14 protein-coding genes are annotated in these 14225 nt (G+C 69.4%); 8 read left to right on the top strand and 6 right to left on the bottom strand.

The window, feature by feature from the left end; all coding sequences use genetic code 11:
* Positions 1-6 precede the first annotated feature (6 nt).
* The 3 genes from GEV26_RS13010 to GEV26_RS13000 are packed head-to-tail and all read left to right on the top strand — an operon-like array spanning position 7 to position 3043.
* A complete protein-coding gene (locus GEV26_RS13010) occupies positions 7-342 on the top strand; it encodes a hypothetical protein (RefSeq protein ID WP_153653675.1) in 336 nt (111 codons plus the stop codon).
* A complete protein-coding gene (locus tag GEV26_RS13005; protein ID WP_153653673.1) occupies positions 339-872 on the top strand; it encodes a flavin reductase family protein in 534 nt (177 codons plus the stop codon). Before GEV26_RS13010 ends, GEV26_RS13005 begins: the two co-directional genes overlap by 4 nt.
* Positions 869-3043: a VanW family protein gene (locus GEV26_RS13000; protein WP_153653671.1), complete on the top strand. Its 2175-nt coding sequence runs from the start codon at positions 869-871 to the stop codon at positions 3041-3043. The genes GEV26_RS13005 and GEV26_RS13000 overlap by 4 nt, the downstream gene beginning before the upstream one ends.
* 76 nt (positions 3044-3119) lie before the next feature.
* Here GEV26_RS13000 and GEV26_RS12995 read toward each other — a convergent pair whose 3' ends face one another.
* Complete coding sequence (locus GEV26_RS12995; protein ID WP_153653670.1) at positions 3120-4082, bottom strand: GNAT family N-acetyltransferase; 963 nt, start codon at positions 4080-4082, stop codon at positions 3120-3122.
* Between the two features lie 96 nt (positions 4083-4178).
* Here GEV26_RS12995 and fdxA point away from each other — a divergent pair, with 96 nt between their 5' ends.
* Together fdxA and dapC are read left to right on the top strand one after the other, a co-directional pair.
* Complete coding sequence (gene fdxA / locus GEV26_RS12990) at positions 4179-4502, top strand: ferredoxin (RefSeq protein ID WP_153653668.1); 324 nt, start codon at positions 4179-4181, stop codon at positions 4500-4502.
* Between the two features lie 6 nt (positions 4503-4508).
* Complete coding sequence (gene dapC / locus GEV26_RS12985) at positions 4509-5606, top strand: succinyldiaminopimelate transaminase (RefSeq protein ID WP_153653666.1); 1098 nt, start codon at positions 4509-4511, stop codon at positions 5604-5606.
* 87 nt (positions 5607-5693) lie between these two features.
* Here the strand turns inward: dapC and GEV26_RS12980 are convergent, their stop codons facing one another.
* Entirely contained in the window at positions 5694-6518 is an 825-nt protein-coding gene (locus GEV26_RS12980) for a VldE C-terminal domain-containing protein (RefSeq protein WP_153653664.1), read from the bottom strand.
* Between the two features lie 9 nt (positions 6519-6527).
* Entirely contained in the window at positions 6528-7472 is a 945-nt protein-coding gene (dapD, locus tag GEV26_RS12975) for a 2,3,4,5-tetrahydropyridine-2,6-dicarboxylate N-succinyltransferase (protein ID WP_153653663.1), read from the bottom strand.
* A gap of 166 nt (positions 7473-7638) precedes the next feature.
* On the opposite strand from dapD, the gene GEV26_RS12970 reads away from it, so the two are divergent.
* A complete protein-coding gene (locus tag GEV26_RS12970; RefSeq protein WP_153653661.1) occupies positions 7639-8289 on the top strand; it encodes a TM7S3/TM198-like domain-containing protein in 651 nt (216 codons plus the stop codon).
* Positions 8290-8293: 4 nt separating this feature from the next.
* Here GEV26_RS12970 and GEV26_RS12965 read toward each other — a convergent pair whose 3' ends face one another.
* Positions 8294-9427: an LCP family protein gene (locus GEV26_RS12965; protein ID WP_153653659.1), complete on the bottom strand. Its 1134-nt coding sequence runs from the start codon at positions 9425-9427 to the stop codon at positions 8294-8296.
* 157 nt (positions 9428-9584) lie between these two features.
* Here GEV26_RS12965 and GEV26_RS12960 point away from each other — a divergent pair, with 157 nt between their 5' ends.
* Together GEV26_RS12960 and GEV26_RS12955 are read left to right on the top strand one after the other, a co-directional pair.
* Positions 9585-11021, top strand: a complete 1437-nt coding sequence (locus tag GEV26_RS12960; protein ID WP_153653658.1) for an LCP family protein — start codon at positions 9585-9587, stop codon at positions 11019-11021.
* 111 nt (positions 11022-11132) lie between these two features.
* A complete protein-coding gene (locus tag GEV26_RS12955) occupies positions 11133-12545 on the top strand; it encodes an LCP family protein (RefSeq protein ID WP_153653656.1) in 1413 nt (470 codons plus the stop codon).
* Positions 12546-12563: 18 nt separating this feature from the next.
* On the opposite strand, the gene GEV26_RS12950 is transcribed toward GEV26_RS12955, so the two are convergent.
* Together GEV26_RS12950 and GEV26_RS12945 are read right to left on the bottom strand one after the other, a co-directional pair.
* A complete protein-coding gene (locus GEV26_RS12950; protein ID WP_153653654.1) occupies positions 12564-13349 on the bottom strand; it encodes an ABC transporter ATP-binding protein in 786 nt (261 codons plus the stop codon).
* On the bottom strand, positions 13339-14202 hold the full coding sequence (locus tag GEV26_RS12945) for an ABC transporter permease (protein WP_153653652.1): 864 nt from the start codon (positions 14200-14202) through the stop codon (positions 13339-13341). Before GEV26_RS12945 ends, GEV26_RS12950 begins: the two co-directional genes overlap by 11 nt.
* Between the last annotated feature and the right edge of the window lie 23 nt (positions 14203-14225).

Genomic DNA, 14225 nt, shown 5'->3' with positions numbered 1-14225 from the left:
ACCGCCGTGCGTCGTGCCGCCCTCGTGCTGCTGGGGCTCTACGTGTGCGTGCTGGGCGCGGTCGTGCACCGGCACGTATGGGTTGTCGGTGGGATCGACTGGCCGTGGGGCGCCGCGCTCGCAGTCCTCGTGGCGTACGCCGTCGCGGTCGCGTCGGGGGTGCTCGTCCGGCTCGGTGCGGCGTGGTTCGCCCTCGGGTGGGCCGTCGGCCTGCTGGCGTTGCAGTGGTCGCCGGGCGGTAGCTACCTCGTCGCGGCGGACTGGCTCGGCTGGGGATTCACCGTCTCGTCCTTGGGGGTCGTCGTCCTGGCCGTGCTCAAATCTCCTAGGCTGGTGTCATGACGGTGACGGTCGATCCCAGTGCATTCCGAGGGGCTCTGGGCCGGTTCGCCAGCGGCGTGACCGTCGTGACGACGGTCCTGGACGGGGTGGACCACGCGATGACCGCGAGCGCGTTCAGCTCGGTCTCGCTGGACCCGCCCCTCGTGCTGGTGTGCTCGCACAAGAGCAGCCGCTTCCACGACGCAGTCCTCGCCAGCGGCATCTGGGGGGTCTCGATCCTCGCGGAGGAGGGCATCGCGGCGTCTGCGTGGTTCGCCCACCGCGGTCGCCCGCTCGCGACGCAGTTCGACGACGTTCCGCACCGTCGTGGCGAGTCCGGGGTGGTGCTGCTGGACCAGTCGCTGTCCTGGCTCGAGTGCCGCACCGAGACCGTCGTCGACGGCGGTGACCACAGCGTCATCATCGGTGCGGTCGTGGGCGCCGGGGTGCAGGACGACCTGGACGACCCGCTGCTCTACTACCGTTCCCACTACGGAACGATCGTCAGGCTGCCGGAGTCGGAGAAGACCGTGTACGGGAGAGATGCATGACCGACCGTCCCGACCCCACCCCCGACGAGTCGCGCACGGACGCTGAGGAGTCGCGTACGGGCGCTGGCGAGTCGCGTACGGGCGCCGACGAGTCGCGCACGGACGCTGGCGAGTCGCGCACGGACGCTGAGGAGTCGCGTACGGATGCTGAACCCGGGCTGGTCGTCGAGGACGATGAGCTCGACCTGGGCCCGGAGGAGGACCAGCGCCCCGAGCCAGCCGTCGCGGACGATGATGACGAGGATCCCGAGCCGGACGACGCGTTCACCGACGACGAGGTCGAGGACGTCCTCGGCAATGGCGACGACCCCGTCGGTCCCGAGGAGGACGAGGACGAGCCCGAGCCGGCGTACGAGCCACGCCCCGCTCACCAGCCGGATGACGTCGTCATCCCGGCCGGAGCCTTCCCGAACGAGGTGGACGAGCCCGACCAGCACGCCGAGCCGCCCGCGCCGCCGCCGCAGAAGCCGAGGCGTCACTGGCTGCGCAACACCCTGCTGCTGCTGGTGGCCCTGGTCGGCGCGGCGTACGTCGCTGGCTACTTCCTGACCGGCACCCGCATGCCCGCGAACGCGACGATCGGCGGCGTCGACGTCAGCGGCAAGTCGCCGTCCGCCGCGCGTACGCTCGTGGATCGCGAGCTGTCGCCCAACGCGGACCGCGAGATCGAGCTGACGCACGGCAAGAAGGACTTCCAGATCGCCCCGAAGGACGCCGGCTTGACGCTCGACGTCGAGGGTTCGGTCGAGGTGGCCGGCGGACGACGCAGCTGGGACCCCCGCGACATGGTGGCTCTGTTCGCGGGCGAGCACGCGACCGCTCCGGTGCTCTACGTGGACGACGCCGCGTTGGACAGCGCGATCGGCACGATCAGCGAGTCGGTCGACAAGGACGTGGTCGAGCCGCAGATCACCTTCCCCGAGGGCAAGCCGGTCGCGCGGAAGCCCAAGGCGGGACTGGTCGTGTCGAAGTCGGACACCGCCGAAGCGATCCGCGCGACGTACCTGGTCAGCGACGAGCCCATCGCGGTGCCCACTGTCGAGGTCGAGCCATCGGTGGACGCTGAGGCGCTCGACGAGGCGATGGGCACAGTCGCGAAGACCGTGGTCAGCGGACCCGTGACCCTCTCGGTCGGCGACAAGGACGTCGAGCTGCCGGTCACGGCGTACGCCCCAGCGCTCGTCATCCGGGTCGAGGAGAATCAGCTCACCCCGCACATCGACGCCAAGAAGCTCGCCAAGCCGCTGACCGCGTCGACGACCGGCATCGGCAAGAAGGCCGTGGACGCAACCGTCAGGATCCAGAACGGCAAGCCCGTCGTGGTGCCGGGCAAGGAGGGCCTCGGCCTGCAGCCCAAGGAAATGGCCACCAAGCTGGTCCCGGCGCTCACCAAGACCGGCGACGCACGGCGCGTCAAGATCGAGGCGAAGGTCGTCCAGCCTCTGTTCACGACCAAGGACGCCAAGGCGCTCAAGATCACTGAGAAGGTCGGCGAGTTCACGACCGAGTTCCCGTACGCCGAGTACCGCAACATCAACCAGGGCCGCGCCGCCGAGCTCATCGACGGCACGATCATCAAGCCCGGCGAGACGTTCAGCTTCAACGACGTCGTGGGGGAGCGCACCGAGGCCAACGGCTTCGTCAACGGCACGGTCATCAACGGTGGCGTGTTCCGTGAGGAGCTCGGCGGCGGCGTGTCGCAGGTCGCGACGACGATGTACAACGCCGCCTTCTTCGGCGGCATGGACGACGTCGAGCACCACCCGCACGCGTTCTACATCGATCGCTACCCGGTCGGCCGCGAGGCCACGGTCTACTTCGGCAGCCTCGACCTGCGCTGGAAGAACCCGACCAAGTACGGCGTGCTCGTGCGGTCGTACGTCGACAAGAGCACGCCGTCGTCACCGGGCAAGATGCACGTCGAGCTCTGGAGCACCAAGGTCTGGGACAAGATCGAGGCGGGCAAGTCCGAGCGGCGCAACGGACGCAGCCCCGGGACCCAGTACGACGACACGGACCGCTGCGTCCCGCAGGGGCCGGTCGAGGGATTCGACATCGACATCTACCGCACGTTCTTCCGTGACGGCAAGAAGGTCAAGACGGAGACCGACACGGCTAAGTACCAGGCCGCGGACCGCGTCGTCTGCGGCAAGAAGCCGAAGGACGACTGACGCCGAGGCTCCCGTCGGTGGGCGGGGGCGCGCCTCAGCGGACGGGAGCCGCGCCTCGGCGGACGGGAGCCGCGCCTCAGCGGACGGGGGCGGGGGGCTGGAGGTAGACGTAGTCGTGGTGGTCGGTGAAGCCGTAGGGCTCGTAGAGCGCGAGGGCCGCGGTGTTGGTGCGCATGGTCTGCAGGTACGCCTTGTCGGCCCCGTGCTCGACCCCCCAGGCGAGGGACGTCTCGACGATGCGACGGGCCAGGCCCTGCCGCCGGGCCGACGGGACGACCTCGACGGCCGACAGCCCGGCCCACTCGCCGATCACCACGACCCGGCCGATCGCCAGCACCGGGCCGCCGATCGACACGAACCCCACCCGGGACGGGGCCTCCATCACCGCGCGGGCGCTGGCAGGGTCGTCGACGCGCCCGTAGTGCGCGAGCCACTCGTCGTCCGCCCTCGGTGAGATCCGCGCCTCCGGATCGGCCTCGTACGCGGGCTCGAGATCGGCGACCTGCACGACCGCACCGCCGTAGTAGCCGTCCTTCCGCACCCAGCCGGCGTCGGAGAACGAGCGCTCGTGCGACGATCCCACGATCACCTGCGCCTGTGCGGGCAGCGACCGGGCGGCGTAGAACCCCTCGACCTCCTGCAGCGCCTGGTCGAACGGCACACCGGGGGAGCCCGTCGTCGCGACCGAGTTCGCTCGGCCCGTGAAGCGACCCGACGCCCGCAGCTCCCACTCGCCGAGAGCGACCGACTCGATCGCTGGCCAGCCGAGGGACGTGATCCGGGTCAGCTCGTCGGCGTCGATCGACAAGGCCCTCCGCCGCCGCAACGGCCGCTCCGGGACCGGCTTCCAGGCGACGATCGTGGACAGCGCGACGTCGGCCGTACGCCCGTCGCGCAGCTCGAGCGTGACGGACGTGGCGTCCACGGCCGTCACGTGACCGATCACGTCGCTCATCTCGGGACCGCCCGAGACACCGACACCTCCGGTCTCATGGCGCACGACGATGCGCCGACCGATCACCGCAGCGTCTAGAGTCATGGGGCAAGACTTCCACGTCGTCTCAGGTGAGCCTTACTAGAGGGGCTCGCCGGGTGGACGGGATACTGGAGTCAGCTCGCCGAAGGAGAACTGCCCGTGACGTACGTGATCGCCCAGCCGTGTGTGGACATCAAGGACCGCGCGTGTGTGGACGAATGCCCCGTGGACTGCATCTACGAGGGCAAGCGCATGCTGTACATCCACCCGGACGAGTGCGTGGACTGCGGTGCATGTGAGCCGGTCTGCCCCGTCGAGGCGATCTTCTACGAAGACGACACGCCGCCGGAGTGGAAGGACTACTACACCGCGAACGTCGACTTCTTCGACGACCTGGGCTCCCCGGGCGGTGCAGCGAAGATGGGCGTGATCGACAAGGATCACCCGATCATCGCAGCGCTCCCTCCGCAGAACCAGGAGTAGTCCGCGATGCCCTCCGTCTCGGAGCGGTTCCCCGAGTTCCCGTGGGACACCCTGGCCGGTGCCAAGGCACGCGCCGCCGCGCACCCTGACGGCATCGTCGACCTGTCGATCGGTACGCCGGTCGACCCCACGCCCGCGGTCGCCCGCGAGGCGCTGGTGGACGCGGCGGACGCCCCCGGCTACCCGACGGTGTTCGGCCCCGAGTCGCTGCGCCAGGCCGCGGTCGACTGGATCGAGCGGCGCTTCGGTGTCACCGGTCTCAGCCCCTCGGAGGTGCTGCCCACGATCGGCTCCAAGGAGCTCATCGCCAACCTCCCGGTCCAGCTGGGCCTCGGCGCCGGCGACCTGGTCGTCATCCCCGAGCTGGCCTATCCGACGTACGAGGTGGGGGCCCGCTTCGCCGGCTGCGAGGTGCTGGCCGCCGACTCCACGGTCGCGATCGGCCCGCGCCGTCCCGCGCTGATCTACCTCAACTCCCCGGCCAATCCGCACGGGCAGATCCTCGGGCCCGACCACCTCCGCAAGGTCGTCCAGTTCGCCCGCGAGCGCAATGCGCTGCTCGTCTCTGACGAGTGCTATCTCGAGTTCGCGTGGGACGGCAGCCCGATGTCGGTGCTGCACCCCGACATCTGCGGCGGCTCCTTCGAGGGGCTGCTGGCCGTGCACTCGCTGTCGAAGCGGTCCAACCTGGCCGGCTACCGCGACGCGTTCGTGGTCGGCGACCAGGCCGTCGTCTCCGAGCTCCTGGCGGTCCGCAAGCACCTCGGCTTCATGCTGCCGACCCCTGTGCAGGCCGCGATGGCCGCAGCGCTGGCCGACGACACGCACGTCGAGCAGCAGCGCGCGGTGTACGCCGCGCGGCGGGCGGACCTGCGGGCCGCGCTGGAGTCGGCCGGTTTCACGATCGAGCACTCCGACGGCGCGCTGTACCTCTGGGCCACCCGTGGTGAGCCGTGCCGGGACACGATCGACTGGCTGGCCGAGCGCGGCATCCTCGCGGCTCCGGGAGACTTCTACGGTGCCGCGGGGTCCCACCACGTACGCGTCGCGTTCACGGCCACCGACGAGCGCATCGCTGCCGCCGTCGCCCGCCTCACCGCCTGACCGCCACCCCAACCCAGATCTGCGGACCTTTGCACGCAATCCGCTGGCGGAAACGTGCAGGAGTCCGCAAATCTGGGCGGGGTGGGGTCAGTTGGTGGAGACCCGGACCTCGGTCCTGGGCACGTCGGGGTCCTTGACCCAGCCGCGGTCGGACGACGAGGCCTTCCAGGTGCGCCGCGCGAACGAGACCTCGCTGATGCCGAGCTCGGACGCATTGCCCACCAGGTAGTGCGCGATCGCCCAGCCCCGCGCCCGTACGTCCGCTGATCGCCCGGTGAGCGGGTAGCGCGCGTCGTCGCCGTCCTGCTCCACCGCGATGTCACCGAAGGACTTCTCGACGTCCTGGACCACCTTCGTCGTGCTGCCCACGCCGCCGGGGTTGATCTGGCAGCTGAAGCGAGCGGGACTGTAGCCGCGCAGCGCCGATGCGAGCGCCCGGGCGTAGTTCTCGTGCTGGGCGTACGCCCCGGGGTGCCCCGACCGCTGCACGAGCTGTGCGGCGTCGTTGATCTTCATCCCGGTGTAGTCGTCGACCTTCTCCAGCGCGTCGTAGAAGGCGCCCGTGGAGTAGTGGGGGTCCATGATCTCCGCGATCGAGCCCCAGCCCTGCGACGGACGCTGCTGGAACAGGCCGACGGAGTCGCGGTCGCCGTAGTCGATGTTGTGGATCCTGGACTCCTGGAACGCCGTCGCGATCGCGATCGTCGTGGCACGGGGCGGCAGGCCACGGCGCTGGGCGATCGCCGCCATCAGCGACGACCAGCGGCCCTGCTCGAGATCGACCTGGGCGCGGACGCCGTTGACGTTCGCGACGCAGTACTCGGCGCGCAGGGGAGCGCGGTCCCGGAGGGTCGACCCGACCAGCACCACGGAGGCAACCAGTCCGAGGACGACGAACCAGCGGAATCTCACCAGCGGCCGCTAGTTGGCGTGCAGGTCGGCGTTGAGCTCGATGCCGGTGCGGGCGCCGCGCGGGCGCGCCTCGAGCGCACCTGTCTCGCTGTTGGTGAGGAACAGGATGCCGTCCTGGCCGGACAGCTCGGACGCCTTGACGACCGCGCCGTCGGGCATGCGCACCTTGGAGCCGGCCGTGACGTATGTGCCCGCGGCGACGACGCAGTCATCGCCCAGCGAGATGCCGATGCCGGCGTTGGCGCCGATCAGGCTGTTCTCGCCGACGGTGATGACCTCCTTGCCACCACCGGAGAGGGTGCCCATGATCGAGGCGCCGCCACCGATGTCGGAGCCGTCGCCGACCGTGACGCCGGCCGAGATGCGGCCCTCGACCATCGCGGTGCCGAGCGTGCCGGCGTTGAAGTTGACGAAGCCCTCGTGCATCACGGTCGTGCCCTCCGCGAGGTGGGCACCCAGGCGTACGCGGTCCGCGTCGCCGATGCGCACGCCGGTGGGCACGACGTAGTCGGTCATCCGCGGGAACTTGTCGACGCTGGTGACCTGGACGTGCAGGCCGGCGGCGCGGGCGCGGGCCCGGATCGCCTCGAAGCCGTCGACCGGGCACGGGCCGATCGAGGTCCACACGACGTTGGCGAGCAGGCCGAACTGGCCCTCCAGGCTGAGCCCGTGCGGCTTCACGAGACGGTGCGAGAGCAGGTGCAGGCGCAGCCACACGTCGTACGCGTCGGCGGGCGGAGCCTGCAGGTCAGGGACCTCGACCAGGACGACGGCCCTGCGGACGCCGCGCACCTCGTCGTCGCCGGACAGCGCGGTCAGCTCGGCCGGCTCCACCACGGCCTCGGGGGCCGGGCCGAGGCGGGGCTCGGGAAACCAGACGTCGAGCACCGTTCCGTCGTCGGTCAGGGTCGCGATGCCGTAGGCGTGGGCCCCGGCCAGATCCGCAGAAGTCATGCTCACAATCTATCGAGTCCCTCATCGCCGCTCGGGCGCCGCCTGCGGCGTGCCGCGAGGACCCGTCGGAGAACGGGCAGAACGGCCCTGGCGCGACTGTCGCCGCACTGAGACGATCGCACCGGCCGGACCGCCGACCGGGCCGTTCTCGAAGGGTGTGATCCGCATGCAGGACGTCGTGCTGGGCCTCCTTGCCGTCCTGGCCGGGGCGCTGCTGTGCTTTCGCGGCTACTGGGCGCTGCGCCTCGCCCTGTCGATGTGGGGCGCGTTCGTCGGGTTCTCCCTGGGCGCCGGGATCGAGTCCTCCGCCAGCGGCGACGGCTACCTGACGACCTGGCTCGGCTGGGTCGTGGCGGTGGTCCTGGCCGTCCTCTTCGCGGCGATCGCCTACGTCTACTACGCCGTGGCCGTCGTCGTCGCGATGGGCTCGGCGGGCTTCGTGCTGGGCTCGGCCGCGATGGTCGCGCTGGACGTCTCGTGGTCCTGGGTGCCGATCGCGGTCGGCGTCGTCGTCGGGGTGCTCGTGGCCGCGCTCGCGATCATGGTGCAGCTGCCGTCGATCCTGCTCGTCGTCGTGAGCGGCACGGCAGGCGCCACCGCCGTCGTCACGGGGCTCATGCTGCTCACGGGGGCGATCGACACCGCGGACTTCGAGTCGCGAGCGGTCACCAGCCGGGTCGACCACGAGGGATGGTGGGCCGTGCTCGCGCTCGTGATCGCGGTGGTCGGGATCGTCAGCCAGGTGCGCGCTGTCGGCCTCGACCAGGGCGCCCGCCGCTCGTGGTCCGGCCGCACGAACCCGACGGGGGCGCACTGACGGCTCAGCGCTTGGGCAGTCCGTCCTTGGTGCACAGCGAGCCGATCCGGTCGGTCCGGTCCTGCTTGATGTAGTCGAACATCTTCGGTGCCCGGTTCGCGTCCCAGTTGACCGCGAAGTCCTGCAGCGGCACGGTGCAGCTGAGCCCCTTGCCGCCCATCGCCGCGGACAGGGCGAGGGCGAACTTCCCGAGGGCGAGCGGGCTGACGTCGTCGCCGATCGTCAGCGATCCCGAGGCCCCCTTCGCGACGCGGACGTAGCGGATCGGGTTGAGCACGGTCCACGGCGACTTGGCCTCGGCCGCGATCGAGCCGAGCACCTCGCGCTGGCTCTGCACGCGCTGGATGTCCTGCGTCGCGTACGAGTGGCGGTTGCGCGAGTACGCCAGTGCGGTCGCGCCGTCGGCGGTCTGGCAGCCCTTCTTCACGTCGAGGCCCGAGTCCTTGTCCTTCAGGTCCTCCTTGGGGCAGATCTCGACTCCTCCGAGGGAGTCCACGACCTTGACCAGGCCGCCGAAGCCGACCTCGATGTAGTCGTCGACCTTGATGCCGGTGTTGCCCTCGATCGTGCGGACCAGCAGCTTCGCGCCGCCATACGCGTACGCCGCGTTGATCTTGCCGCGGCCGTAGCCCGGGATGTCGACGAGGGAGTCGCGCGGGATCGACAGCAGGATGCTCGGACCGCTGCCGGTGTGCAGGAGCATGATCGTGTCGGTGCGGCCGCGTCCGCCGCTGTCGCCACCGGTGGAGAGCTGCTTCTGCTCCTCCTTGGTCAGTCCGCGGCGGCTGTCGGAGCCGACCAGCAGGTACGTCGTGCCGGGCTGGTCGTCGGGGCGTCCGCTCGCGGGCGACGCGTCGACCTTGGCGATCTTGCCCCAGGCCCAGATGGGGACCGCGACGAGGAAGACGATCCACGCGACCACGAGCAGCAGCACGATGCGTCGCGCGCCGAAGCGCTTCTTGCGCGGCTTGCCGGGCGGGGTCGCCCCGGCGTTGCGCTGCCCCGGCGGCGGGAGGTTCGGCGGGGGGAGGTCGCTGCGCGGGGGAGGGGGAGGACCGTCCGCCCGCGGCGCGGAACGGGTCGGTTCGTCGTCCCCGTACAGCCACCCGTAGTTGCCCTGGGGACGCTCGTCTGACATGCAGACGACCGTACCGGACCCCTGGCCGCGGTCCCGGGACCCGCCACACCGGACCCACCGAAATCAATTCGCGTGTCGCGGCGCGCCCTCAACCTTCGATTGAGAGTTTCTGTGGATACTGAGAGCGCCCCAGCTTCTTCCCCCACGTGAGGGCTCCATGTCTGACGTTCGCTCGAGTGTGATGGGTGGGTCCTACGACCGCCCGGCCGACACCTCGGCCCGCATCCAGTTCCGCCGTGCCCTGACCCTCATGGCGATGACTCTCGTCATGCCCGGATCCGCCCAGCTCGTGATGGGCAACAAGCGCATCGGTCGCGTCTGCCTGCGCGTCTGGCTCGGATTCCTCGCCTTCGGGGCCATCGTGCTGTTCCTGGCCCTGTTCTCCCGGGACACCCTGCTCTCGTTCACGCTCGACTCCTCGGGCCCGCTCACGCTCGGCCGCTGGGTCCTCATGGCGGGCGCGCTGGCCTGGGTGGCGCTGATGGTCGACGCGTGGCGCCTCGGACGTCCGCTGGAGATGGCGCGCAACCACCGCCTGGCGATGACGGGCCTCAACAGCGTCCTGTGCTTCGTCACGGCGGGCACGATGTTCTTCGCCGCCCACCTCGTCGACACCGCGAACTCCTCGATCGGCACGGTCTTCGCGTCCGGCACGACCTCCGAGCCCGACGCCGGCCGCTACAACATCCTGCTGCTCGGCGGCGACTCCGGACCGGACCGCAGCGGTGTACGTCCGGACTCCCTCACGGTCGCGAGCATCGACAAGGACTCGGGACGCACGATCCTGATCGGCCTGCCCCGCAACCTCGAGGACGTCCCGTTCCCGGCCGGGTCGGTCATGGACAAGGAGTTCCCCAACGGCTTCGACTGCGACGGCTGCTACCTCAACGCGGTCAACACGTGGGCCAACGACAACGCGGCCAAGTTCGGCACCAAGAACCCCGGCATGAAGGCCACGATGGGCGCCGTCGAGGAGATCACCGGTCTCAAGCTCAACTACTACGCGATGGTCAACATGCACGGCTTCTCCAAGCTGATCGACGCGGTCGGCGGCGTGCAGATGAACGTGCGCGAGCGCACCGCGATCGGCGGCATCGGCTCACCGATCCGTGGCTACATCGAGGCCGGCGAGCAGAAGCTGACCGGCGACCAGGCGCTCTGGTACTCCCGCAGCCGCGTCCAGAACAGCGATTTCTCCCGCATGGGCCGGCAGAAGTGCGTCATGAACGCGATGCTGCAGCAGCTCAGCCCCAAGAAGGTGCTGCTCAACGTCGAAAAGATCGCCGACTCCAGCAAGGCACTGCTCACCACGAGCATCCCGCGGCAGGACCTCGACGTCTTCGCGGCGCTGGCGCTGAAGGCCAAGACGCAGAAGGTCTCCACGGTCTCGCTGGTCCCGCCGGTGATCTACACCGGCAACCCGGACTACCCCAAGGTGCGGCGCATGGTCGACAAGGCCGTCGCGAAGGCCGAGGGCCGCGCGAAGCCCAAGGCCGGCATCTCGACCGCCAAGCTGAAGATGCCCAAGGCCGGCGACAAGGCGAAGGACCCCACCAAGGCCAACCAGAGCAGCGACCTCGGCGCCTCCTGCTGACCGTCACCCGCAGCACCAGGGCCGATCGTCCCGGGATCGGATTTCATGTCGCGCCGAGACACTCCTGTCACCCATAATGGAGCCTCGTCGGCCGCACCACCGTGAGGGAACATGTCGCATCGCGCGAGTCTCCTGGGCCGCGGCTACCAGGACCAGCACCTGGACTCGCCGCGTGTCCGCTTCCGCCGCGCCCTGCTGCTGTGCCTGATGACGGTCGTGGTCCCGGGCTCGGGGCACATCGCGGTCGGCAAGAAGATCGTGGGCTGGATCGCCGTGACCCTGTGGCTCGCGGTGCTCGTCGCGGGCGGCTGGCTGCTCGTGACGTACCGCACCGACCGCGCCCAGGTGCTCGACTGGTTCACCGATCCCGACATCCTGCTCGCGGCGCGGGTCAGCCTCGTGGCGGTCGCGCTGCTGTGGGCCGTGCTGTTCGTCGACGCGTGGCGCCTTGCCTCGCCGTTCCGGCTGACCTTCCTGCGCGCAGCCCTCATCACGGTGCTCAATCTCGCGATCATCGGCGGTGTCGCGGGGTCCACGGCGTACGCCTCGCAGGTCATGAAGGTCTCGCGCGAGACCGTGAAGACGGTCTTCCCGGAGAACGTGCCGACGTCCGAGCCGCTGAAGGGCCGCTACAACATCCTGCTGGTCGGCTCGGACGCCCGCGAGGACCGCACGGGCGTACGGCCTGACTCGCTGACCGTGGCGAGCGTGGACGCCGACACCGGCAAGGTCGTCCTCGTCTCCCTGCCGCGCAACCTGCAGAACGTGCCGTTCTCCGAGGGCAGCCCCATGCGCCAGCTCTATCCCAACGGCTACAACTGCGGGTCCGAGTGCCTGCTGAACGCGGTGCACACGACGGCGCAGGACCGCAAGGACCTCTACCCGGGCAGCGACGACCCGGGGCTGGACGCCACGATCGACGCGGTCGAGGGCGCCACCGACCTCAAGGTCAACTACTTCGTGATGGTCAACCTCAACGGGTTCAAGGGCCTCGTGGACGCGGTCGGCGGCGTGGAGATGGACGTCAAGACCCCGATCGCGATGTTCGGGCAGGCCGACGCCTACAAGCAGACGTTCATCCAGCCCGGCCGGCGCACGCTCGACGGCCAGGAGGCGCTCTGGTACGCCCGCAGCCGGATCCAGTCCGACGACTACACGCGCATGGGACGCCAGAAGTGCCTCATGGCGGCGATGGCGGACCAGCTCAGTCCCACCAAGGTCCTCACCAACGCGACCAAGATCGCGAGCTCGGGCCGCGAGCTGCTCAGCACCAACATCCCGCGCAAGGAGCTCGGCCAGTTCGCCGACCTCGCACTGAAGTCACGCGGCTCCAAGATCCGCACGGTGTCGGTCGTCCCGCCGGAGTTCAACACCGTGACGCCGGACTTCCCCGCGATCCACGCCGCGATCCAGAAGGCGATCGACACGTCCGAGGGCGTTCGCAAGAAGCCGTCCACCGGCGCCCCCAAGGACCCGAGTGCGCGCAAGGCCAACAACTCCGACGACCTCGAGGCCGACTGCTAGGCCGAACGGCTCGTTGCGTTACTTGTCCTGGGCCTTGTGGTACGCCGAGATGACCTCGTCGGGGTCACCGTCCATGACGAGCGTGCCCTGGTCCAGCCAGATGACCCGGCTGCAGGTGTCGACGATGGACTTCATCGAGTGGCTGACGAGGAACACCGTGCCGGCGTTGTCGCGGATCTCGCGGATGCGCGCCTCGCTGCGCTGGCGGAACGTCCGGTCGCCGACGGCGAGTGCCTCGTCCACGATGAGGATCTCGTGGGTCTTGACGCTGGCGATCGCGAACTTCAGGCGCGCGGTCATGCCCGAGGAGTAGGCGCGCATGGGCAGGTCGATGAACTTCTCCAGGCCTGCGAACGACACGATCTCGTCGTAGTTCGCCTCGATCTCCTCCATCGTGAAGCCCATCGCCAGGCCGCCCAGGATGATGTTGCGGTCGCCCGACAGGTCCTTCATGAGCGCTGCGCCCACGCCGAGGAGGCTGGGGCGCGAGTGCGCGTAGATCGCGCCCTGGCTCGTGCTGGTGAGACCGACGATCGCGCGCATCAGCGTGGACTTGCCCGAGCCGTTGGTGCCGATCACGCCGATGCTGTCGTTCTCGTACGCCGTGAAGGACACGCCCTTGAGCGCGTGGACCGTCCGCATCTGCTTGCCGCGTCCGCGCAGGTTGAGCGAACGGCGGTCTGCGGCGGTGGGCCGCTTGCCGGTCGCGAAGACCTTGTACTCGACGTGGACGTCGTCCACGATGACGACCGGGCGTCGCCCCGTCGGGGCGGTGCTCTGGGTGGGGGTGGGCTCAGTCGACACGGCCGTACCTCTCCTCGGCGCGCCAGAAGAACCAAACCCCGAAGGCGAACAGGCCGAGTGACCACAGCGTCACGAACAGCCAGTAGCGGTTGTCGACGTGGTAGTCGGGGCCCTGCAGCAGGAGCGAGCGCGCGATGCTCAAGAACTCGTGGATGGGCTGGGCGTCGGTGATCTTGACCAGCGTCGGGTGATCGGCGAACCGCTTCTCGATGCTGAAGAAGATGCCGGTCGTGTAGAAGAAGAACCGGGTCAGGAACGGCAGGAAGTTGTTGAGGTCACGCCAGTGCACCGACAGCCGGGCCGTGATGAGCGCCAGGCCGCAGTTGAACAGGTAGTACAGCGCCAGCAGGGGGACGATCAGCAGCCACTGGACCTCGATCGCGCCGAAACCACCGCTGATCACGAGGAAGACCAGCATGATTGCGATCGTGGGCAGGAACTGCAGGAAGCGCTGCGTGACCGCGGCCAGGGGCAGCGCCATGCGGGGGAACGCCAGGCTCTGCAGCAGGGCGGCGTTGCTGGTGATCGCCTTGCCGCCACTGGTCCAGGACTGGGCGAAGAACTCGAAGAGGAAGACGCCGATGATGAGGAACTCGACGAAGTGGTCGGGGCGTCCCTCGGTGCCGATGAGGAAGCCGAAGATGGCTCCGTACACCAAGGCGTTGAGCAGGGGCTTGAGGATCACCCAGAACATGCCGAGCGAGTTCTGCTGGTTCTCGGACTCGATCTTGAACCGCGCCATCGAGAAGATGAAGATCCGGCGCCGCCAGACTTCGGCGACGTAGGTCTTGAGCGGGGGGCGTCCACCGACCTTGATCAGGCCCGCGCGCGCCGCATCCTCGGCGGTTGTCATTCGTGTGGTGTCCCTACTGTTCA

The sequence above is a fragment of the Aeromicrobium yanjiei genome (genome assembly GCF_009649075.1).
GTDB classification, from domain to species: Bacteria; Actinomycetota; Actinomycetes; order Propionibacteriales; family Nocardioidaceae; genus Aeromicrobium; species Aeromicrobium yanjiei.
The sequence above is the reverse complement of the archived record's forward strand: the minus strand, read 5'-3'. Positions and strand labels throughout refer to the sequence as shown.

Coding starts and splice junctions, on each gene's coding strand:
- GEV26_RS12970 (WP_153653661.1), top strand. CDS start 7,639: ATGCAGGACGTCGTGCTGGGCCTCCTTGCCGTCCTGGCCGGGGCGCTG.
- GEV26_RS12995 (WP_153653670.1), bottom strand. CDS start 4,082: ATGACTCTAGACGCTGCGGTGATCGGTCGGCGCATCGTCGTGCGCCAT.
- dapD (WP_153653663.1), bottom strand. CDS start 7,472: ATGACTTCTGCGGATCTGGCCGGGGCCCACGCCTACGGCATCGCGACC.
- GEV26_RS13000 (WP_153653671.1), top strand. CDS start 869: ATGACCGACCGTCCCGACCCCACCCCCGACGAGTCGCGCACGGACGCT.
- dapC (WP_153653666.1), top strand. CDS start 4,509: ATGCCCTCCGTCTCGGAGCGGTTCCCCGAGTTCCCGTGGGACACCCTG.
- GEV26_RS13005 (WP_153653673.1), top strand. CDS start 339: ATGACGGTGACGGTCGATCCCAGTGCATTCCGAGGGGCTCTGGGCCGG.
- GEV26_RS12960 (WP_153653658.1), top strand. CDS start 9,585: ATGTCTGACGTTCGCTCGAGTGTGATGGGTGGGTCCTACGACCGCCCG.
- GEV26_RS12945 (WP_153653652.1), bottom strand. CDS start 14,202: ATGACAACCGCCGAGGATGCGGCGCGCGCGGGCCTGATCAAGGTCGGT.
- GEV26_RS12955 (WP_153653656.1), top strand. CDS start 11,133: ATGTCGCATCGCGCGAGTCTCCTGGGCCGCGGCTACCAGGACCAGCAC.
- GEV26_RS12965 (WP_153653659.1), bottom strand. CDS start 9,427: ATGTCAGACGAGCGTCCCCAGGGCAACTACGGGTGGCTGTACGGGGAC.